Origin of the sequence: Microbispora hainanensis (assembly GCF_006874475.1) — a bacterium.
GTDB classification, from domain to species: Bacteria; Actinomycetota; Actinomycetes; order Streptosporangiales; family Streptosporangiaceae; genus Microbispora; species Microbispora hainanensis.
The window spans coordinates 77,012-96,118 of sequence record NZ_VIRM01000026.1; the positions used below are offsets into that span (position 1 = coordinate 77,012).

The following is a 19,107-nucleotide window of genomic DNA, read 5'->3' on the forward strand; positions in this document are numbered from 1 at the left end:
GTCGTCGCCGCGGCCCCGCGCGGCGCCCGTGCCCGCCCTGACCTTGTTTCGGCCCGGGTGCCCGGCGCGGATGCAACCGCCGGAGCGGGCGGGCGCGAAAACTCTACTGACGGCGCCGCCGATCACCGTAACGATCCGAGGAGCAGTGCGCATGCTGACGTTGACCCATGCCGGTGGGGCGGGCCGATGACCGCGGGCGGGCCGGTCGTGGTGATCGGCGCCGGGCTGGGCGGCCTGTCCGCCGCGATGCGCCTGGCCGGGGCGGGTCGTGAGGTGACGGTCGTGGAGGCCGCCGACGTGCCGGGCGGCTGCTGCGGCACTGCGGCCCTGGGCTCGCACCGCGTCGACACCGGCCCCTCGGTGCTGACCATGCCGGGGGTGCTGGCCGACACCTTCGCGTCCGCAGGCCAGGATCTGGAGCGCTGGCTGCCGCTGCGGCGGCTCGACCCGTACTACCGGCTGACCTTCCACGACGGGTCACGACTCGACGTGGTGGCGGGGGCCGACGCCATGGCCGAGCAGGTGCGGGCGCTGTGCGGGCCGGAGGAGGCCCGGCGCTACCTGCGGTTCCGCCACCTGCTGGGAGAGATGTTCGAGGCCGAGTGGAGCACGTTCATCGACCGGGACATGACCCGGCTGCGCGCGCTGGCCCGGCCGTACGCGCTGGCGCGGCTGGCGGCGCTCGGCGGCTTCCGCCGGCTCGACGGGCTCGTGCGGCGTCACCTCACCGACGAGCGGCTGATCAGGGCGCACACCTTCCAGGCGCTGTACGCCGGCCTGCCGCCACGCCGCGCCCTCGGCGTGTACGCGGTGATCGCCCACATGGACACGGTCGGCGGCGTCTACTTCCCCAGGGAGGGCGGCATGCACGCCGTCCCCCGGGCCATGGCCGCCGCCGCGGAGAAGGCCGGGGCGGTCTTCCGCTACGGCGTGCGGGCCACGCGGATCGAGACCGACGGCGCAGGGGTCGTCGCGGTGCGCCTCGACACCGGAGAACGGCTCGCCGCCCGGCACGCCGTGGTGGCCTGCGACCTGGTCCGCGCGCACGGCCGGAAGGGCGGCGACGGCCTGCTGCCGGAGGAGGCGGCCGACTGGCGGCTGCGCCGGCCCCGTTTCTCCCCCTCCTGCCTGGTGGCGCACTTCGCGCTCGACCGGCGCCCGGACGGCCAGGCCCATCACACGCTGCACTTCGGACGGGAGTGGGAGACGACGTTCGCGGCACTTGAGGCGGGCAGGCCGCAGCCGGACCCGAGCCTGCTGGTGACCTGCGCGGACGACTACGGACCTGGCACCCACGAACCTGGCATCCACGGACCTGGCACCCACGGGCCTGGCATCCCCGGGCCTGGCATCCCCGGGCCGCACGACCGTCGCTCCACCGTGCTCAGCGTGCTGGAACCCACCCCGAACACGCGCAGCGGCGCCGGCTGGACCGTCCTCACCCCCCGTCTCGTGGACCGCATGGTGAGCCGGCTCGGGGACCTCGGTTATGGCGATCTGTCCGGCACGCCCCGGCTGGTGTTCGATCCCCCCGAATGGCGGCGGCGCGGCCACTCGGCCGGCACGCCCTTCGCGCTCGACGCCCGATTCACCCAGACCGCGTGGTTCCGCCCGTCCGGCGCGGCCCGGCGGGTCCCCGGCCTCCACTTCGCCGGGATGTACACGGCACCCGGGGTGGGAGTGCCCCCCGTCCTGATCTCCGGCCGCCTGGCCGCCGAACGCATCCTGGAGAGCACCCCATGAGCACGCTGAGCACGCCGTCCCGGGCGCCTGCCGCGACGCTGACGGCCGGCTACGAGCGGTGCCGCAGGCTGCACGCGCGCTACGGCCGTTCGTACTACCTGGCCACCCGCCTGCTGCCCGCCTGGAAACGGCCGCACGTCCACGCGTTGTACGGCTTCGCCCGCTATGCCGACGAGATCGTCGACTCGCTCGCGATGACCGGCGACCGGGCCGCGGCGCTGGAGCGCCTGTCCTCCCGGGTCGCCGCCGCACTGGACGGCGACCGCGTCCACGATCCCGTGCTCCCGGCGTTCACCCACACGGTGCGGGCGTTCGGGATCGACCAGGCCGACGTGCGGGCGTTCCTCGCGTCCATGCGCGCCGACCTCACCGTGGACCGGTACGCGACCTACGACGACCTGCTGGGCTACATGGAGGGATCGGCCGCGGTCATCGGGACGATGATGCTGCCGGTTCTGGAGGCCCTGCCGGGCGAGGAGGCGCGGTCCCGCGAGCCCGCCCGCCAGCTCGGGCTGGCCTTCCAGCTCACGAACTTCATCCGCGACGTCCGCGAGGACCTGGCGCGGGGCCGCGTCTACCTGCCGCTGTCGGACCTGGAGAAGTTCGGCGTGACCGAGGCCGACCTGGCCGCGCCGTACGCCACTCCCGCGGTGCGGGAGCTGGTGGCCTACGAGTGCGACCGCGCCCGCGACCACTATCGGCGGGCCCGTGAGGGGATCGAGCTGCTCGCGCCGTCGTCGCGGCCGTGCATCAGGGCGGCGTACGAGCTGTACGGCGGCATCCTGGACGAGGTCGAGGCGGCCGGGCACGACGTGCTGGCGAGGCGGGCCCGGGTGCCCAGGCGGCGCAGGCTCATGATCTTCGGCAGGCACCTGCTGGCCGCGCGCGCCGCCGCGCAGGCCGAGCTCCGCGTGGAGGTGGCCTGACGTGGATCCCGGACAGGACGCCGGACCGGGTGCCGCACCGAACACCCCACAGGGCGCCGGTCCGGTGCCGGGGCCGAGGATTCCCGCCCGCGAGCCGGACGCGACGTCGCGGCCGGTCGTCGTGGACGCCATGGGCGGAGACCACGGGCCCGCGGAGATCGTGCGGGGCGCGGTCGCGGCGTGGCGGGAGCACGGCGTGCCGGTCGTCCTCGTCGGCCAGGCCGGGGTCGTGCAGGCGGAGCTGGCCCGGTGCGGGGCGGTGGGCGAGATCGACGTCGCGCACGCCGCCGACGTCGTGCCGATGACCGAGCGGGGCGCGGGCGCGGTCCGCATGGTCTGCTCCAGCCTGGCCGTCGGCTTCGATCTCGTCCGGGAGGGAGCGGGCTCCGCCTTCGTGTCGGCGGGCTCCACGGGGGCCGTGGTCGCGTGCGCGGTCGACCGGCTGGGCACCGCGCCCGCCGTGCTGCGCCCCGCGCTGGCCGTGGCGCTGCCGACGACGGCGGGCGGCGCAACGGTGCTGATCGACGCCGGCGCGACGGTGGACCCGACGCCCGAGATGATCGCCCAGTTCGCGCTGCTCGGGGCGTCGTACGCGCAACTCGTGCTGGGCGTGGCCGATCCGCGCGTCGGGCTGCTGTCGATCGGCGCGGAGCCCGGCAAGGGCAACCGGCTGACCCGCCGGGCCGAGACCCTGCTGCGCGGCCTGCCCCTGCGTTTCCGCGGCACCGTCGAGGGCGGCGACGTGCTCACCGGGGCCGTCGACGTGATCGTCACCGACGGCTTCACCGGCAACATCGTGCTGAAGAACGTGGAGGGGACCGTGCGCGCCACGCTCGCCCTCGTGGCCGCGCAGGACGAGGCCGCGACCGCCGGCCTCGGGCGGGTGGCGCGGCGCTACGCCCCCGAGACGCACGGCGGCGCGGCCCTGCTCGGGCTCACCCGCACCGTCGTCGTGGCGCACGGCTCCTCCCGGGCCGCGACCGTCGCCAGGGCCTGTGTGGTGGCGCGCGACCTGGCCGAGGGCGAGGTGGTGGCCCGTCTCGGCGACCGGCTCTCCATCCACCCCGGGCGGTGACCTCATGGGCGGCCGGGCCCGGCTCACGAGCGTGTCCTGACGGCGGCGTACGGGCCCGCTCAGCGATCGGCGAAGGGATCGGCGGCGGGATCGGCGACGGGATCGGCGACGGGGCCGCCAGGGGGACCGGCAGGAGGACCCGCGAGGGGGTTGGCGAGGGGATTGGCGCCGTCCCAGGTTCCTTCGCTCGCGTAGGGAACGAACCGGGCGAACAGCTCTTCCGAATACCAGTCATGGGCGCGGACCCGTTCGACGACATCGCGGTGCGCCCGTCCGGCGTAGGCGAACGCGCGTGCGGCGGCGGCGTCGCGCCACAGCGAGAAGGTGGCCTGCCTGGCCACCGGCCACTCCCCCAGCCCGACGGAGGCGAGGCAGCCCTCCTGGGCCCGCAGCGACCGGTCGACGGCGGGTGTGGACCGATAGAACGCCGGCAGCCGCGACGGCCGGATCGACGCCCGGGTCAGCACCGCCACCGGGCCGCGGTGCGGCTCATCGCCAGGGCCGCCGGTCACGGGGAGGAACGGCTCGACGCCGTTCCAGCGTCCGCGCGAGGCGATCGGCGCGAGCCGTACGTGCCAGGTCTCGATCGCCTCGCGCCGCCACCTGCCGGGGATCGGCGAGCGGGCCAGGAACTCCTCGGCCGCCCGCTCGTCCCGCCAGACGGCGAGCAGCGCCCAGCGGCGCAGGTCGGCGCCGAGGGTCGTCGACGGCCCCCGGCCCGTGCCGAGCAGCCGCCAGAACAGCAGCCCCCCGGTGCGGCGCAGCACCGGACGGTCGAAGGCCATGTGACGCATCGCCCCCCGGCCGGCGTATCTCTGGAGGTGAAACGTGACGACGCTCCCGCCGCTCGTCCCCATGCTGGTGGCGCTCATCGGCGGCTACCTTCTCGGCTCGATTCCGGTGGCGGTGCTGGTCGCGGGGCGGCAGGGCGTCGATCCCCGCGAGGTGGGCGACCGCAACCCCGGCTTCTGGAACGTGCGCGAACGGCTCGGCCGCCGGGCATCCGTCCCGGTCTTCGCCGGCGACATCGCCAAGGGCGTGCTCGCCGGGCTGCTCGGGCTGCTGGCGGCGGGCGGGCACACGACCGGGCCGGGAGTGGTCGCCGGTCCGAGCGCCCCGGCGGCGTACCTGGCCGTGGGGGCCGCGATGATCGGGCACGCCTGGCCGGTTTTCGCCGGGTTTCGCGGCGGGCGGTCGGTGCTGACCTTCGCCGGCGGCATCGCGGTGATCTGCCCGCCCGCGTTCGTGCTCGCGCTCGCCGTTCTGGGCGTGACGTTCCTGTTCACCCGGTCGTTCGCGGCCGGGGCCAGGGCCGGGGTCTTCGCGATCCCGCTGCTGCAACTGCCGTTCGCGCCGATCGGCCACGTCGCCGCGACCGGCGCGCTGATGTGCCTCATCGGGCTGCGGTTCGGTCAGGCGGCCCTGGCCGCGCGCCGCACCTGACGGCATCGGCGAAGCCCTGGCGGCCGAGGCCGTACGCCCGGCTCCGCCAGGTCCTGACCGGCCGCAGCGTCGCCTGCGTGAGCCGTACGGCGGTGGCCGGATCGAGCAGGAACGACAGCAGCACGCCCGCGCCCGGCCGGGCGTAGCTGCGCCGCAGCGCCGCGGTGAGCAGCACCCGTACGGCGAGCAGCGCCAGGTCGAGCCGGGTCGGCCGCCCGGCGGCCAGGCGGAGCGCCGGCAGCGCGGCGGCGAGCCAGACGACGGCGAGATCGGCCGCCTGCCAGACGGGCCGGGTGACGTCGCGCAGCGGCAGCGAACGCCCCCACTCCCGCCACACCTCGGCCGCCGACTCGTGCATGTCGACCTCCAGCAGGCCGCCCGCGTCGAGGAAGCCGACCCTCCAGCCGTCGGCGGCCAGGGCCCGTGCGAGGGCGACGTCGTCGGTCATGTGGCCGCGTACGCGGGCGAAGCCGTCGGCCCGCCGCATCGGCTCCCGCCGGAAGGCCAGGCACTGTCCGTTGGCCACCACCCGGTGGGGCGGCGGCGGGACCGGCGGCCCGATCGGGCCGAACCGGTAGACCAGCGTGGCGAGAAACGACGCGTGCAACGCCTGCTCGGCGAGGCCGTCGCAGACGAAACGCGGGCCCGCGCTGACCAGGTCGTGGTCCCCGAGTGCGGCGGCGAGCGCGCCGAACAGGCCGGGCCGGGGCCGGGTGTCGGCGTCCAGGGTGATCACGATCTCGCCGCGTGCCTCCTCCAGCCCCTGGTGCAGCGCCCACTGCTTGCCCACCCAGCCCTCCGGCAGCGGGCGTCCGCGCACCACCGTCGCCCTGTACGCGGCGGCGAGGCGCGCGGTGCCGTCCGAGGACTCGTCGTCCACCACGATCACCTCGGTGACGGCGGGATCGGCCAGCACCGCCCGCAGGCAGGGACCGAGCCGCCGCTCCTCGTCCCTGGCCGGGATGACCACCGAGATCCCCGGGTTTCCGCCGCCTGATGGTCCGCCCCGGCCGATCCATGCCCCCGGGCCGTCTTTCCCGGCCGCAACGCCCCTCGCGGCCGGGTCGCCCGCTCCACCCGACCGGCCGGCGATGCCGTCCGCGGGCGCGTCACCGAGGGATTTCCCGGGCACAGGCGCGGTGAGCGGGGGGAGGCGCCGGCGACCGCGGGCGAGCCGCGCCAGCACCACGACGGCCGCGACGGCCTGGGCCGCGGCGAGCACCCGTGCGGCGGCCCCGGCCCGTGGCCGCCCAACCCACCCGACCGACCCGGCCCTCATGGTCCCCCCCGGTCGTCCTGACCGCCCCCTGCCCATCGGCTATCTCCTCCCGAATCACGGGCCCTGCAAACCTTTGGAGTCGCTGAGGTCGACGCCATGCCGGCCGCAGACCCCTGATCATCCGCTCGCCTCGGCATTGCTGCTTCGCATCAAGGTCAGGCCGGCTCTATCGCTCAGGGTGATTTGAATGCGCCCTCAGGTACCGCTTTACCGGGCTTCAGTCGCCCCACTCATCTCGATGGGTGGGGCGTGGGCCTCGTCCATCGGGCGGTGCCCTGGTTTTTTCTCCGCCGGCTCACCAGTCGAAGGGGCGAGTGATCTTTCCCTGGTGGTCGTGTACCACATCGGGGAACTGGGACACCCGCAGCTCACTGGGCCGAATCTGTGTGAAGAACGTCGGAGGACCCTCTCCAGCGCCCGTGTTACGCGGAGTGAGTTGACGGGCACGGAGATGATCCTGTTTACTGTTCGTGACTGCACCACTCATCTCGATGGGTGGCCCGGAGCCCCGTTCGTTGGACGGGGCTCTATGTTTTTTCACCATCGGTCCGGGCGTCTGATCTTTCCGTGGGCGTCCTGGAGCCGGTCGGGCAGCTGACATGCTTTCAGCATGCTCGGGTTGATCTGTCTGAGGAACGTGGGGCGCGCGACGATGAGATCGACTGCGCGCCTCTCGTAGGGGTACGGGTTGGCCACCCCGATCGGGATGTCGAGCTCGTGACGGACCACCCGGATCGGCTCCGCCAGGTCCGCATCGTTGCTGACGACGAGGGCGCTGTCACAGTCGCGCCGGAAGGCATCCAGGAGAAGGTGCGTCGCCAGATTGACGTCAGAACCCTTCTCCTCGGTCTTGACGACCTCGACGGTCCGGGGGCTGCCGGGCGTCGGGAACGCCAGTGGCATGCGCGTGATCCGCTCCTGGAACCGTCCGAAGTGAACGGTCAGGTGGGGAATCGTCCGCAGGGCGCGCACGTAGGTGTCTTGGCGCTTGTGAGCGCCCGGATCGTCCGGCCGCGCTGTGACCATCGCGGTGAAATAACGAATCCGGTGGACGCTGCCCTGTCGCACCAGGCGGCGGGCGAGAGCGTCGAGGTCCAGCCATTTGTACGGCGTTCCGCGCAGGCAACCGTAGTAGAGGTTGAACCCGTCAATGTAGACGCTGGTAAGCATTGCGTAAATATATCGTCACGGAAAGTCATGATGGCTGAGGTTGATCGAACGGGAGTGCGGGTGCGGAGCGGATTGAGGTGCAGACCCGCCCGCCCGCCAGGCCCTGAAGCGGTTCCTTCACCGGCTTGCCTTCCCCGGGTGCCCGGCGGAACGGGGGAAGTCGCGGCGCACCAACGCGGCCACGATCCGCCCGCCCATGGCCACCAGGGGCAGCCCCCCTCCCGGATGCACGGACCCGCCGACGAGGTACAGCCCACGCCGTGGCCCCCGGTTGCCGGGACGGCGGAACGGGGCGAACGGCCCGCCGTACGCGCCGCCGTAGATCGCCCCGCCCCACGCGCCGTATCGGTCGCGCAGGTCGGCCGGGGTCAGCAGGTCGAGGAAGCGCAGCCGTCCGGACAGGTCGTGCCCCCGGCTCGCCAGCCGTTCGAGCACCAGCTCCGCGTACGCCTCCGGCGGCCTCGGCCAGCGCCCGGGGTCGCCGGCCGGGACGTTCACCAGCATGCTCCAGCTCTCCGCGCCGGCGGGAGCCTGGGTGTCGTCGGCCACCGCCGGGCAGCCGATGTAGACCGTGGGGTCCTCCGGCGGACGCCGCCGCTCGAAGATGTCGCCGAACTCGCGCCGACAGTCGGCGGAGAACACGACCGAGTGATGCGGCAGGCCCTCGGTCCGCCCCTCCACGGCGGCGAGCATGAGGAAGGCGGACGACGACAGGCCCAGCCGGGCGATGCGGCGCAGCCGGGCGCGGTCGGGCAGGAGCCGTCCGTACAGGGCGGCCGCGTCCGCGTTCACGATCACGATGTCGGCCCTGACCACCTCGCCGAGGGCCGTACGGACGCCGACGACCCGCTCCGCGCCGGCGAGGACCTCCGTGATCTCGGTCTCCAGCCGGACCTCGACACCTGCCTTGTCGAGCGACGCGGCCAGCGCGTCGGCGAGGCGGGGCAGCCCGCCCCGCACGTACCATCCGCCGTCACCGTGCTCGATGGCGGGGACGCAGCCCAGGGCGGCGGGCGCCCGGTAGGGGTTCGACCCGGCGTAGGTGGCGTAGCGGCCGACGTACTGGCGCAGGCGGGCGTCCCGGAAGAAGCGGCACGCGAGCCCGTGCAGGGTGCGGCCCGGCGCGACGGCGAGCAGGTCGCCCGGCCGGGGGCGAGGGAGGGGTCTGCCCGGCTCCCCGCTCGCCGATTCGCCGAGCCGCTGACCCGCCGGCCGGAACGGCGGCTCCACGACGGGCCCGGACAGCGGGCCGGCGAAGAAGGTGCGCGTGGAGGCGTCCAGGCAGCGCTCCGCCCACCGGTGGAAGGCCCGCCAGCCCCGGCCCTCGCCCGGCGCGAGCCGGTCCACCGCCTCCGCCGTACGCTCCGGGTCGCGATACGTGGACAGCGTCGAACCGTCCGCGAAGCGATACCGGCACAGCTCGTCGAGTTCGAGCAGGTCGAGCGGCACGCCGAGGTCGAGGAAGAGGCCGGGCAGCGTGAGGAGCGAGGGGCCGATCGAGAACGTGAAACCGTCGCGCCTGTGCTCGGCCAGCTTGCCGCCGAGCCGGGGCAGCCGCTCGTAGATCCGCACGTCGTGCCCGTCCCGCGCGAGCAGCAGGGCGGCCACCATGCCGCCGACGCCGCCCCCGGCCACGATCACCTCCGCCATGCGCGCCCCCAGGCGAGCAGGGCGAAGGCGCCCATCGCGAGCCCTCCGGCGGCGGCCACGAACAGATCGGGCGGCCGGAAGACCACGGCGAAGCCGGCGGTCTCCATCAGCGCCATGACCGTGTAGAGCACGACGAGCCCGGTCGCCCCCGCCGCCTCGGCGCCGGTCACGGGCCGGTCGGCGGCGGAACGGCCCGTGATGCGGTCGAGCAGCACCATGACCAGGAAGGAGACCAGCAGCCAGCCGGCGAAGTCGGTGAGCGGCACCCCGCGGTAGGGTCCCGGCTCCGCCCAGACCCACAGCCCGAGCCTGAGCATCTGCGGATCGAGGAACAGGTCCCACGCGGTGAGCGCCAGGGCCCCGGCGAGGATCGGCGTCAGCCTGCCGCGCGGCGCCACGCGGCGGGCGACGGCGTGGGCGGCCAGGCCCATGCCACCCCAGGCGAGGGCGACGATCAGCGGGACGCCGCCCGGCCGCGGCCACAGGGCGTCGGTGTAGCGGTAGTCGCCGAAGGGCACGCCCGTCCTGGTGCCGATCCATTCGGCGGCGTAACCGGCCGCCACCGCCGCCGTGAACGCGCCCGCCGCCCTGCGCGGGGTGTACGCCGCCGCCGCGAAGGCGAGTGCGCCCATCGCGAGCAGGACCACGACCGCGGTGGTGAGGCGCAGGTCCTGGGGCCGCAGTCCCGTGGCGATCTGGGCGGCCACCATCGCGGCCAGCGCGACCACGCCGGCCGCGTTCAGCCACGCACCGGCAGGACGCGCCATCTCCCCCGACGTCCCCCGTCCCGGCCGCCGGGGCGGCCTCGGTTCGCGCCGTTCGGGTGGCGTGCCGTCAGCCTCGGCCGCGTTCTTCGCCGCGCCTTTCCCTGCGGCCTCCCACGTCTCCACGTAGGGTCATTCGAGCGCGTCCCCCTGATCGGATGCGCTCCGGCCCACACGGGCGCGAGGTGGAACCCGGCTAGGCCGGATCGTCACCAGCGGTGGTGGACCTGCGGGCGGATCAGGTCGTCGTAGACCTGGCGGACCTCGTCGTGGGTCTCGGCCGGCAGCGGCGGGAACTGCGCCGCCGCCGCGTTGGCCTCGGCCTGTCCCGGGTTGCGAGCACCGGGGATCACGACGCTGACCCCGGGCTGGTCGATGATCCAGCGCAGCGCGAACTGCGCCATCGTCATCCCTTCAGGCACGAGACCGCGCAGCCGCTCGACCGCCTGGAGGCCCACGCCGTACTCGACGCCGGAGAAGGTCTCGCCGACGTCGAACGCCTCGCCCTGACGGTTGAAGTTGCGGTGGTCGTCCTCGCCGAAGACCGTCTGCGGGCCGTACTTGCCCGACAGCAGGCCGCTCGCCAGCGGGACCCGGGCGATGATGCCGACTCCGGCCTTCTCCGCGGCGGGCAGGACCTCGTCCAGCGGCTTCAGCCGGAAGGCGTTGAGGATGATCTGCACGGTCGCCACGCCGGGGCGCGCGATCGCGGTCAGCGCCTCGCCCACCGTCTCCACGCTCACGCCGTACGCGGCGATGCGGCCCTCGGCGACCAGCGTGTCGAGCGCGTCGAAGACCTCGTCGGTCTCGAAGACGGCGCTCGGCGGGCAGTGGAGCTGCACCAGGTCGAGCGTGTCGACGCCCAGGTTGGCCCGGGAGCGGTCGGTCCAGGCGCGGAAGTTGTCCAGCGTGTAGACGTCGGCCGTCTGCTGCACCCGGCGGCCCATCTTCGTGGCCACGGTCAGGCCGGGCCGCTCCTTGAGCAGCTTCCCGATGATCTTCTCGCTGCGGCCGTCGCCGTACACGTCGGCCGTGTCGATGAGGGTGGTCCCGGCGTCGACCGCGGCGTTGAGCGTGGCCAACGCGTCGGCCTCGCTCACCTCGCCCCAGTCGGCCCCGAGCTGCCACGCCCCCAGCCCGACCACGCCGACCTGCCTGCCCGTCCTGCCCAACACGCGCTGTTCCATGGGGTCTGATCGTAGCGGGGCACTTCAGGCGGAGGCCGCTCCACCCGCCAGATGCTGCAGGAACCAGTCGCGGGCGAGCCGCGCGACCGTCTCCAGCGCGCCCGGCTCCTCGAACAGGTGCGTGGCGCCCGGCACGATCTCCAGCCGGACCGGCGCGGTCATCGCCCGCATCGCCTCCTTGTTGAGTTCGAGGACGACGGGGTCGCGCTCTCCCACGATCAGGAGCGTCGGCTGACGCACCGAGCGGAGCGCGCCCCCCGCGAGGTCGGGCCTGCCGCCCCGGGACACCACCGCTTTGACCACGCCGGGCCGCGTCGCCGCGGCGACGAGCGCGGCGGCGGCGCCCGTGCTCGCGCCGAACAGGCCGACGGGCAGACCGCCGACGACCTCGTCCTCGGGCAGCCGGTCGGCCAGCGCGCCCACCCGCTCGGCGAGCAGGCCGATGTCGAAGCGCAGGTGGCCGGTCAACGCGTCGACGCGTTCCTCCTCCACGGTGAGCAGGTCGGCCAGGACGGTGGCCAGCCCGGCCCGCTGCAACTCCCTGGCGACGTAGCGGTTGCGCGGGCTGTGCCGGCCGCTTCCGCTGCCGTGGGCGAACAGCACCGCTCCCCTGGCATCCCTGGGGACCGCCACGTCGGCGTCGAGCACGACATCGCCGACCGGCATCCGCACGCTGAGTTCCACATCGCTCATGACGCCCGCCCCCCTCGGCCGTGCCCGGCTCAGCGGCACCGCACCAGGATCACGCCGCACAACCAGGACAGCGCTGGACAATCGGGGGCCGTACCCCGGGCCGGGCGCGGCAAACCGGAGACGACACGTCAGGAGCGGCACGAGCGCAAGGCCGCAAGCGCTGCCAGGGTCAGGCACGGCGCGAGCGGACCGCCCTGAGCCCTGCCGCGTCAGGCGCGGCGTGAGCGCAGCGCCTTGAGCACCCGCACGCCTCCGTCCTCCCCGGCCTGCGCGCCGTCCACCAGCCGGCGGTATTCCTCCGACTCCATGGGACACAGCGCGATGCGTCCGTCCCGGTCGAACAGCAGCCCCCAGCCGTGTCTCTTCGCCAGCGGCGACGACCTCAGGCACGCCTGGGAACGGGAGAAGAACTCCTTCCTGAGCTCCGCGCGCCGCTCGGCGGGCAGGTCCGCCGGCAGGTCCTGGCGGCGCAGCCAGGTCTCGAACAGCACGTCCTCCTGCGTCAGGCCGTACGGCGCTCCGGAAATCAGCTCGTATTGGAGCACGGCGACGCTGGGTTTGCCGCCTCGGCCCCGTGGCACCTCCGCGGCGGTCACCGGGCAGTCGTCGGCGACCGCGATGAGCGTCGAGTAGTAGTTCAGATCCTCGGGCATGACTCCACTATGCCCGGGGAGATCGGCGGCTCTCCTCACTCAGGTCGCAGGCGGAAGACCTGCGGAGGAACGCGGGCGGGCGCGGCTCCGGGATGACACGTATCTCTTCGGGCAGCCCGTCCACGTGCACCTCGCCGCTGTCCTCCCGGGCCTCCAGGTCGACCCGGGCACCGGCGATCGGGAATCCGGAGATGCACAACTCCCCGAACCCCTTGGGCAGCACCGGCGCGATCCACACCCTGCGGCTCGGCACCCACGGGTCGAAGCGGAGCAGGAGCCGTAGGAGCTGGATCGGTGTGGCCGAGGCCCAGGCCTGCGGCGAGCACGAGGTCGGGTAGGGCACCGGCAGGTCGAAGTCCGTCCTGTCGAACCCGCAGAAGAGCTCGGGCAGCCGGTCGCCGAACGCGTGGGCGGCGTCGAGCAGGCCGGTGGCGATGCGCTGGGCCTCCTCCACGAACCCGTAGCGCATGAGCCCGGACGCCACGAGCGCGCTGTCGTGCGGCCAGACGGACCCGTTGTGATAGCTCATCGGGTTGTACGCGCCCATGTCGGAGGCGAGGGTCCGGATGCCGAAGCCGGAGAACATCCGGGGCGACAGCAGGTGCTCGGCCACGGCCGGGGCCTTGTCTCGGTCGACGATCCCGGACCACATGCAGTGGCCCATGTTGGAGGCGAGCGCGTCGATCGGGCGGCCCTCGTGGTCGAGCCCGACGGCGAAGTAGCCGCGGTCGGGCAGCCAGAACCGTTCGTTGAACCGGGCACGCAGATCCGCGGCCCGTTGCCGGTAGAGCTCCTCGGTCTCGGTGTCGCGCGCCTCCTTGGCGAAGTAGTGGCGGGCGATGTAGGCGGCGTAGACGTATCCCTGCACCTCGGCCAGGGCGATGGGCGGCCGGGCGATCGTGCCGTCGGCGAAGTTGATGCCGTCGAAGGAGTCCTTCCAGCCCTGGTTGAGCAGGCCCTGGTCGGTCTTGCGCCGATACGACAGGAACCCGTCGCGCATGCCGTACCGTTCGATCCACTCCAGCGCGGCGTCGGCGTGCGGGATCAGCCGCTCCACCGCCGCCCGGTGCAGGCCCCAGCGGCGCAGCTCGCCGAGGAGGATGACGAACAGCGGGCTGGCGTCGACCGAGCCGTAGTAGGCGTGCCCGGCGGCCGACGTGTCGTCCTGCCGCGCACCGTAGCGCAGCTCGTGCATGATCTTGCCGGGCTCCTCCTCGGTCAACGGGTCGACCTTGGTGCCCTGCAGGGCGGCCAGCCGGCCGAGCGTGCCGTGCGCCAGCTCGGGATCGAGCGGCAGGGCCATCCACGAGCTGAGCAGCGAGTCGCGGCCGAACAGCGTCATGAACCAGGGCGCCCCGGCGGCGACGGTGGGCGGCTGATCGGGTTGCCCGGGATCGAACAGCCGCAGCGCGCCGAGGTCCTTCTGCGACTGGCGCAGGATTGCCGCCAGCGCGGTGTTGGTCGTCGTCACCTTGGGCAGGCGCTTGTCCCACTCGAAGAGCTGCCCGGCTCGCTGGACCAGCAGGGGCGACAGCTGCTTCTCGGTGTACCACGGCTCGGTCTCGATCGCGTCGATGATCGGGTTGGCCTGCAGGCAGCCCGTCCACTCGCCGCGCGCCGGCACCACCACACGGAAGACGAGCAGGCGCGGATTGATCATCGGCAGCACGGGCGTGCTGCCGGCCTTGGCGACCACCCGCACTCCCCTGGCCTTGCTGCCCGAGAACATGCGCAGCGACCGCTCGTCCGCCACGGTGGTCACGTCGGCCACCCAGTGCACCCGGTGGGTCTTCACCTCGAACAGGTCGCACACGTCGGAGCCGATGTGCAGGGTCACCATGCAGCCGGCCGGCTCGTGGGACATGTTGCGGATGGTGATGTCCTCCGACAGTCCGCCGCCGACGTACCGGTCACGCACGGTCAGCAGCGTGCTCTCCGCCTGCCCAGGCCGCGGCGCCGTCCGGCCGACGAAGGTCGCGTGGTACGGCTCGCCGGTGAGGACCTGGAGCTCCTCGATCGGGCTGTCGTCGACGCGCAGTTCCCAGTGGGACAGCAGCCGGGTGTCCGCGTAGTAGATGCCGTGCGCCGACCCGGGCAGGACGTCGCCGTTGCGGGCCGACACGCAGAACGATCCCCCGGCCACGAGTGTCATGGCGCCCCCGCCGATGGCGCTGGGCTGTCCCTCGAACGTCCACCCGCTCGTCATGCCGATCACCCCGGCCCCCGGTGCCTGTTCCTGACGGTTGCCCTCATACCCGGAGGTTGCGCAAGTTTTCGCCTGATATGCGGTCTTATATCCGCATCAAGTGATCCGAAGGGGTTTACTCGGCCATGACCTGGCGTTTCCTACCCTTCCGCCATGCACAGATGGATGAGCTCGGAGGGGCACGAGGTAGACGTGGTCGTCATCGAGGGCCGCCCCCTGCTGCGCGTACGACACCTGGGCTACCACATCGGCTACTGCGCCTCCGTCGCGGAGGTGGCGGCCCACCTCGATCTCGCCGACCTGGTGGAGGTCGTCGACCTGCCTCACGCCGCCAGGGCCCGTGGACAAGGATGAGGGGTGAGCCGGACCGGCTCACCCCTCCCTCTGGTCACCGCGTCGCCTCACCGCGGCGCGGACGCTCAGTCCTCCCAGCCCGGCATGTTCCAGAAGCTGTCGGCCGCGGCCGCCTTGGGCTGCGCCTGGGCCTTGGGCTTGGCCTTGGCGGCGGTCTTCGCCTTGCCGGCCTGCGGCATGCCCCAGCCCGGCATCTCACGCACCCAGGCGTCGGCGGCCTCGTCGTCGGTCTTCGCGCTGGACGGCTTACCCCCGAAGTCATTGCCGGACATCTTGGTGTATGTCGGCTGGTTGGACGTGGGGTGAAGGAAGACGTCCTGCGGCGAGCCCTGGCCGCTGTTCCGCTTGGCGGGCATCGTGAACATGGAGCCCGGCTGCGATCCGGTCACCTGGTTGCCGTTCGCACCGGCCAGCGGGCTGCCTCCGGGATTTCCGACCGGCTGCGTGCCGGCCTGCCCGCCGCGGGCCGCGCCGTCGCTCGGCGCCTGCCTGCTCTGGCCGTTCGCCGCCGGTCCGCTCGCCCGCTCCTCGGCCTCGTCGTCCGCCGGGAAGAACGGGCCGACCTTCGCGCCCTTGTCCAGGATGTCCAGGCTCTTGGAGGCGACGATGTCGGGCTCCTCCGGGTGGTTCATCGCCATCGCGGCGATCTGCTTGCCGGGCGACATCGGCTCCTTGGCGGACAGCGGAGCCGGGTCCGCGGGAGCGGGGCCCGAAAGCAGGGCCGCGGCGAGTACGGCAGTACAAAGAGGCATGAGAATTTCCCCCGAAATCTCGTGGACGGTACAAGAACGAAGGTAAGCGCACGATGCCGGTCCATCACGGACCCGATGCTCAGTGTCCGGTCAAATAAGAGGATCAGCCGCTTCAGGACATAGACCCCCAGCTCACCCCCTGCTTCGCCCATTACGGAAATGACCGCGCCACGACAAAATTGCCCGTACGGCAATGCATGCGGCGAAAACGGGCGCGGCAAGAGACGGGGAGGAGGCGAGAGGAGGCGAGGAAGCGGCGAAAACGGAACGGGGGCGAGCCGTGAGCGGCTCACCCCCGTGAAGACTGTTTCAGACGACGGCCGGTTACCTCGGCATGAGGACCTTGTCGACCGCGTAAATGGTGGCGTTGCTCGTCGCGATGTTTCCACAGGTCACAGTGGCGTCGTTGACCTTGAGGGTGGAGTCGGACCCCGAGACGGTGAGCTTGCGCCCCTCGAGGGTGGTGAGCTGGCCGTGCATGTCCGCCGGCGCCTTACGTCCCTTGACCACGTGGTAGGCCAGCAGCCCCCTGAGCGACTTGCGGTTCGACATCAGCTGGTCGAGCTGGTTCTTCGGGATCTTGTTGAAGGCGTCGTTCGTCGGCGCGAACACCGTGATGTCCTGGGCGGAGTTGAGGGTCTCGGTCAGGCCGGCCTTCTTCACCACGCGCGCCAAGGTGGACAGCATCGGGATGTCGGAGATCGCGGTGCCGACCGGCACCTTGGCGAGCTCGGCGGGGCTGCCCTTGCCCGAGGCCGGCAGCGAGGAGCAGCCCGCGCCGACGGGCGTCCCGGAGACCGACGGAGACGGGGATCCCGTCGCGGTGGGGCTCTCGCTCGCCTCCGCGCTGGGAGTCTCGCTGGTCATGTCCGTTGCGGTCTCGTTGGCCGCGACCGGAGCCGCGGGATTGCCGCCGCCCTGGCTGCCGCACGCCGCGGACATCGAAAGCGCCGCGGTCAGGGCGGCAAGGGCGAGCAGACGGGTATTCATGATCGTGTTTCCTTAGTCGTGGAAAGGTCGTTGCTGGGTGGTTGGTCGGGTGCGTGATGAGACACGGAACGGGCGCACCGATCGGTCCTGGGGACCGGACGCGGTGCCCGGCGTGCCACCCGCACGACCGTCCGCGCCGTCGGCGACCCCTGTGGACGGCGACACCGGAAGAGCCCGCCACACCGGCTCAGGACCGGTATGGCGGGCCGTTCTGACGGGCCGGTCACACGGGCCTCTTCCGTCAGGCCGTCTGGAGTTGGCTCACTAGCGCGGCCGCTGGTGCTGGCGGGGCCGTGTGACCGTCTTCTGGCGCGCCGTCTTCGGCTGCACCGTCCTCGGCTGCACCGTCTTCGGCTGCACGGTCTTCGGCTGCACGGTCTTCGGCTGTACCGCCTTCTGCTCCCCCTGCGGCAGCGGATAGATCCTGGTCGACTGGACGCCCTGCAGCGGGCCGAAGGTGAACGGCTGCGGCGCCTGCCCGTTCGAGCCGGAAGCGACGACGGGCCGGATGAAGACGTCGCGTGTCTTGGGATCGATCACCGGGACGTACTTCGTCGTGGTCTGTCCTTCGGCCGCCGTGCCGTCGGCCCCGGCCGGCGATCGGGGAGTTGTGGCGCTGTCGTCGCGCTCGCCGTCCATCCCGCTGGGAGTCATCCATGGCGGCGACTGGGGGAGGGTGGACGGGGATCCCCCGGCCTGCGGCACCATGGCGGGCAGCGTCGCGAATTGCGGCCGGTCCGTGGACGGCGGCGTGGCGTTGGTGTTGTCCGTGGTTGCCCTCGTCCCGGGCGGGGCCGGGTCCGGCGGCACGGCGGCCGGCCCGGAAAGCAGGGCGGCGGCCAGTACGGCTGTGCAGAGAGGCATGAGACTCCCCCGAGGTCATGGATGATACGAGCACGACGGTAAGCGCCGCACCGGGGAGTGATCACGCATCCGACGACCAATGTCGGGTCAAGCATGATGATCGGGCGCTTCACCCGTAAAGATCCCATCAGGCCAGCAAGCGGCCTCGGCACGGCCGTCGAGAGGGCCGGACGGGCTCGCCGGCGCACCGTCGCTTGGCCGGCGCACCGTCGCTTGGCCGGCGGTCTCAGCCGGCGGTCTCAGCCGGCGGTCTCAGTCGGCGGTCTCAGTCGGGGAGCCTGACCTCGATCGGCACCACGATCGGCGGATGCTGGGGCGGGTGCGGCACGGGCCGGCGCTCGAAGTAGTGCTCCAGTGCCTGCCGCAGCCGGTCGAGCGCCTCGTCGACCGAGTGCCCTTCGCAGGCGACCTCGACCTGGACGCACCGCGCGCAGTACAGGCCGTCGTCCCCGGCGGTGACGGTCGCGGTCAGCCGCAAGGTCCGTCCCATGCTCCCACCGTGCGCGGCGGCGGGCCGGGGTAATCCCGGCGCGCGGGCAACACTGCGGAGATTCCCCGCCCTTCGGCTCCGCGACCTATGCGCTTCGTGCCGATTTTGCCTGATAAGGAGGCACTTCAAGGGCTCACCGCGAGGAGGGCGGGCTTCCTCGGGTAGGGCCGGGCCCATGGGCAAGAAGGACAAGAAGGGCAAGAAGGAAGAGCCGTCGGTGGGCGACGAGGTCACCTGGAAGAGCCACGGCGGCGAGGCGGCCGGCAAGGTCGAGAAGAAGATCACCGAGCGTACGGAGGAGGCGGGCCGCACCGTGGCCGCCTCGCCCGAGGACCCGCAGTTCCTCGTACGCAGCGAGAAGAGCGGCGGGACGGCGGTGCACCAACCGTCGGCCCTCCAGCCGAAGGAGTGACGTGACGGCCGGCAGGCAGCGGGCCGCCGCCGAGTTCGGCCAGGCGGTCGGCATGTCCGCGGCCGAACTGGAGCGATGGCCGCGCGAGGAGCCGTCGAAGGCGGTCGGTGACAAGCCGGACGGCGCGACGCCGGGTTCGCGGGCGCGCGCCGGGGGTCGCGCCCGCCATGCCGGTCGTCCTCCCGCCGCAATGTCGTCTCCGACACATCGCGCCCTGCTGCGCGCAGCCGGGGCCGGGCGGCACGCGCCGGAGACTCCCTAGTTGAGCGTCTTCTTCCAGTGGAAGCCGCCAGGCAGGTTCACGGTGAGGGTGCGGCGCCCGTCCGCCGTCTTCGTGACGCGGAAGGCGCGTCCGCCGAAGCTGTGCCCGACGCCGCCGCGCGAGAGGTTGAGCCTGAACGGTCCCATCTTGATCGCTTTTCGGTAGCTCCAGCCCATGAGTTCCTCCTTGATCTG

21 protein-coding genes are annotated in these 19,107 nt (G+C 72.8%); 7 read left to right on the forward strand and 14 right to left on the reverse strand.

The window, feature by feature from the left end; genetic code table 11:
* The first annotated feature begins 186 nt into the window (after window positions 1-186).
* From FLX08_RS21370 to plsX, 3 genes are read left to right on the forward strand one after another with little or no spacing between them, the layout of a single operon-like run.
* Window positions 187-1,743, forward strand: coding sequence for a phytoene desaturase family protein (locus FLX08_RS21370; RefSeq protein WP_142620648.1), 1,557 nt, complete (start codon window positions 187-189; stop codon window positions 1,741-1,743).
* Window positions 1,740-2,669, forward strand: a complete 930-nt coding sequence (locus FLX08_RS21375) for a phytoene/squalene synthase family protein (protein WP_142620649.1) — start codon at window positions 1,740-1,742, stop codon at window positions 2,667-2,669. Before FLX08_RS21370 ends, FLX08_RS21375 begins: the two co-directional genes overlap by 4 nt.
* Window position 2,670: 1 nt before the next feature.
* Entirely contained in the window at window positions 2,671-3,744 is a 1,074-nt protein-coding gene (gene plsX, locus FLX08_RS21380) for a phosphate acyltransferase PlsX (RefSeq protein WP_244312792.1), read from the forward strand.
* Between the two features lie 59 nt (window positions 3,745-3,803).
* Here plsX and FLX08_RS21385 read toward each other — a convergent pair whose 3' ends face one another.
* On the reverse strand, window positions 3,804-4,529 hold the full coding sequence (locus FLX08_RS21385) for a spheroidene monooxygenase (RefSeq protein ID WP_208761571.1): 726 nt from the start codon (window positions 4,527-4,529) through the stop codon (window positions 3,804-3,806).
* Window positions 4,530-4,572: 43 nt separating this feature from the next.
* On the opposite strand from FLX08_RS21385, the gene FLX08_RS21390 reads away from it, so the two are divergent.
* A complete protein-coding gene (locus tag FLX08_RS21390) occupies window positions 4,573-5,187 on the forward strand; it encodes a glycerol-3-phosphate acyltransferase (RefSeq protein ID WP_244312793.1) in 615 nt (204 codons plus the stop codon).
* Here FLX08_RS21390 and FLX08_RS21395 read toward each other — a convergent pair.
* From FLX08_RS21395 to FLX08_RS21430, 8 genes are all read right to left on the reverse strand, one after another.
* Window positions 5,138-6,466 carry a glycosyltransferase family 2 protein gene (locus tag FLX08_RS21395; protein WP_142620650.1) on the reverse strand — a complete coding sequence of 443 codons (1,329 nt, stop codon included), beginning with the start codon at window positions 6,464-6,466 and terminating at the stop codon, window positions 5,138-5,140. The genes FLX08_RS21390 and FLX08_RS21395 overlap by 50 nt on opposite strands.
* A 537-nt stretch (window positions 6,467-7,003) precedes the next feature.
* The gene (locus FLX08_RS21400; RefSeq protein ID WP_142620651.1) at window positions 7,004-7,636 is read right to left on the reverse strand and encodes an NYN domain-containing protein; all 633 of its coding nucleotides are present in this window, start codon (window positions 7,634-7,636) and stop codon (window positions 7,004-7,006) included.
* 117 nt (window positions 7,637-7,753) lie between these two features.
* Complete coding sequence (locus FLX08_RS21405; protein ID WP_167530510.1) at window positions 7,754-9,286, reverse strand: phytoene desaturase family protein; 1,533 nt, start codon at window positions 9,284-9,286, stop codon at window positions 7,754-7,756.
* Window positions 9,274-10,053: a carotenoid biosynthesis protein gene (locus FLX08_RS21410; protein ID WP_142620652.1), complete on the reverse strand. Its 780-nt coding sequence runs from the start codon at window positions 10,051-10,053 to the stop codon at window positions 9,274-9,276. The genes FLX08_RS21405 and FLX08_RS21410 overlap by 13 nt, the downstream gene beginning before the upstream one ends.
* Before the next feature lie 206 nt (window positions 10,054-10,259).
* On the reverse strand, window positions 10,260-11,237 hold the full coding sequence (locus FLX08_RS21415; RefSeq protein ID WP_142620653.1) for an aldo/keto reductase: 978 nt from the start codon (window positions 11,235-11,237) through the stop codon (window positions 10,260-10,262).
* Between the two features lie 24 nt (window positions 11,238-11,261).
* Window positions 11,262-11,930: a dienelactone hydrolase family protein gene (locus FLX08_RS21420; protein WP_142620654.1), complete on the reverse strand. Its 669-nt coding sequence runs from the start codon at window positions 11,928-11,930 to the stop codon at window positions 11,262-11,264.
* A 209-nt stretch (window positions 11,931-12,139) separates the two neighbouring features.
* Complete coding sequence (locus FLX08_RS21425) at window positions 12,140-12,583, reverse strand: DUF6157 family protein (protein ID WP_142620655.1); 444 nt, start codon at window positions 12,581-12,583, stop codon at window positions 12,140-12,142.
* A 7-nt stretch (window positions 12,584-12,590) separates the two neighbouring features.
* A complete protein-coding gene (locus FLX08_RS21430) occupies window positions 12,591-14,789 on the reverse strand; it encodes an amylo-alpha-1,6-glucosidase (RefSeq protein WP_142620656.1) in 2,199 nt (732 codons plus the stop codon).
* 153 nt (window positions 14,790-14,942) lie between these two features.
* Between FLX08_RS21430 and FLX08_RS21435 the strand changes: the two genes are divergently transcribed.
* Window positions 14,943-15,143 carry a transposase gene (locus FLX08_RS21435; protein ID WP_142620657.1) on the forward strand — a complete coding sequence of 67 codons (201 nt, stop codon included), beginning with the start codon at window positions 14,943-14,945 and terminating at the stop codon, window positions 15,141-15,143.
* Between the two features lie 65 nt (window positions 15,144-15,208).
* Here FLX08_RS21435 and FLX08_RS21440 read toward each other — a convergent pair whose 3' ends face one another.
* From FLX08_RS21440 to FLX08_RS21455, 4 genes are all read right to left on the reverse strand, one after another.
* Window positions 15,209-15,895, reverse strand: coding sequence for a hypothetical protein (locus tag FLX08_RS21440; RefSeq protein WP_142620658.1), 687 nt, complete (start codon window positions 15,893-15,895; stop codon window positions 15,209-15,211).
* 324 nt (window positions 15,896-16,219) lie between these two features.
* Entirely contained in the window at window positions 16,220-16,885 is a 666-nt protein-coding gene (locus FLX08_RS21445; protein WP_142620659.1) for a fasciclin domain-containing protein, read from the reverse strand.
* 264 nt (window positions 16,886-17,149) lie between these two features.
* Complete coding sequence (locus tag FLX08_RS21450; protein ID WP_142620660.1) at window positions 17,150-17,749, reverse strand: hypothetical protein; 600 nt, start codon at window positions 17,747-17,749, stop codon at window positions 17,150-17,152.
* Between the two features lie 265 nt (window positions 17,750-18,014).
* Window positions 18,015-18,239, reverse strand: a complete 225-nt coding sequence (locus FLX08_RS21455) for a type II toxin-antitoxin system HicB family antitoxin (protein ID WP_142620661.1) — start codon at window positions 18,237-18,239, stop codon at window positions 18,015-18,017.
* Window positions 18,240-18,414: 175 nt separating this feature from the next.
* On the opposite strand from FLX08_RS21455, the gene FLX08_RS21460 reads away from it, so the two are divergent.
* Both FLX08_RS21460 and FLX08_RS21465 read left to right on the forward strand, forming a co-directional pair.
* The gene (locus FLX08_RS21460) at window positions 18,415-18,651 is read left to right on the forward strand and encodes a hypervirulence associated TUDOR domain-containing protein (RefSeq protein WP_142620662.1); all 237 of its coding nucleotides are present in this window, start codon (window positions 18,415-18,417) and stop codon (window positions 18,649-18,651) included.
* 1 nt (window position 18,652) lies between these two features.
* Window positions 18,653-18,913, forward strand: coding sequence for a hypothetical protein (locus FLX08_RS21465; RefSeq protein WP_142620663.1), 261 nt, complete (start codon window positions 18,653-18,655; stop codon window positions 18,911-18,913).
* Here FLX08_RS21465 and FLX08_RS21470 read toward each other — a convergent pair.
* Complete coding sequence (locus FLX08_RS21470) at window positions 18,910-19,089, reverse strand: DUF4236 domain-containing protein (protein WP_142620664.1); 180 nt, start codon at window positions 19,087-19,089, stop codon at window positions 18,910-18,912. The two genes, FLX08_RS21465 and FLX08_RS21470, sit on opposite strands and share 4 nt — an antisense overlap.
* Between the last annotated feature and the right edge of the window lie 18 nt (window positions 19,090-19,107).

Excerpts from the sequence above, each read along its gene's own strand:
- FLX08_RS21415 (WP_142620653.1), bottom strand. The coding sequence starts at position 11,237 with ATGGAACAGCGCGTGTTGGGCAGGACGGGCAGGCAGGTCGGCGTGGTC.
- FLX08_RS21400 (WP_142620651.1), bottom strand. The coding sequence starts at position 7,636 with ATGCTTACCAGCGTCTACATTGACGGGTTCAACCTCTACTACGGTTGC.
- FLX08_RS21430 (WP_142620656.1), bottom strand. The coding sequence starts at position 14,789 with ATGACGAGCGGGTGGACGTTCGAGGGACAGCCCAGCGCCATCGGCGGG.
- FLX08_RS21470 (WP_142620664.1), bottom strand. The coding sequence starts at position 19,089 with ATGGGCTGGAGCTACCGAAAAGCGATCAAGATGGGACCGTTCAGGCTC.
- FLX08_RS21375 (WP_142620649.1), top strand. The coding sequence starts at position 1,740 with ATGAGCACGCTGAGCACGCCGTCCCGGGCGCCTGCCGCGACGCTGACG.
- FLX08_RS21385 (WP_208761571.1), bottom strand. The coding sequence starts at position 4,529 with ATGGCCTTCGACCGTCCGGTGCTGCGCCGCACCGGGGGGCTGCTGTTC.
- FLX08_RS21395 (WP_142620650.1), bottom strand. The coding sequence starts at position 6,466 with ATGAGGGCCGGGTCGGTCGGGTGGGTTGGGCGGCCACGGGCCGGGGCC.
- FLX08_RS21405 (WP_167530510.1), bottom strand. The coding sequence starts at position 9,286 with ATGGCGGAGGTGATCGTGGCCGGGGGCGGCGTCGGCGGCATGGTGGCC.
- FLX08_RS21420 (WP_142620654.1), bottom strand. The coding sequence starts at position 11,930 with ATGAGCGATGTGGAACTCAGCGTGCGGATGCCGGTCGGCGATGTCGTG.
- FLX08_RS21460 (WP_142620662.1), top strand. The coding sequence starts at position 18,415 with ATGGGCAAGAAGGACAAGAAGGGCAAGAAGGAAGAGCCGTCGGTGGGC.
- FLX08_RS21455 (WP_142620661.1), bottom strand. The coding sequence starts at position 18,239 with ATGGGACGGACCTTGCGGCTGACCGCGACCGTCACCGCCGGGGACGAC.
- FLX08_RS21440 (WP_142620658.1), bottom strand. The coding sequence starts at position 15,895 with ATGCCTCTTTGTACTGCCGTACTCGCCGCGGCCCTGCTTTCGGGCCCC.
- FLX08_RS21450 (WP_142620660.1), bottom strand. The coding sequence starts at position 17,749 with ATGCCTCTCTGCACAGCCGTACTGGCCGCCGCCCTGCTTTCCGGGCCG.
- FLX08_RS21435 (WP_142620657.1), top strand. The coding sequence starts at position 14,943 with ATGCACAGATGGATGAGCTCGGAGGGGCACGAGGTAGACGTGGTCGTC.
- FLX08_RS21410 (WP_142620652.1), bottom strand. The coding sequence starts at position 10,053 with ATGGCGCGTCCTGCCGGTGCGTGGCTGAACGCGGCCGGCGTGGTCGCG.
- FLX08_RS21425 (WP_142620655.1), bottom strand. The coding sequence starts at position 12,583 with ATGCCCGAGGATCTGAACTACTACTCGACGCTCATCGCGGTCGCCGAC.
- FLX08_RS21370 (WP_142620648.1), top strand. The coding sequence starts at position 187 with ATGACCGCGGGCGGGCCGGTCGTGGTGATCGGCGCCGGGCTGGGCGGC.
- FLX08_RS21445 (WP_142620659.1), bottom strand. The coding sequence starts at position 16,885 with ATGAATACCCGTCTGCTCGCCCTTGCCGCCCTGACCGCGGCGCTTTCG.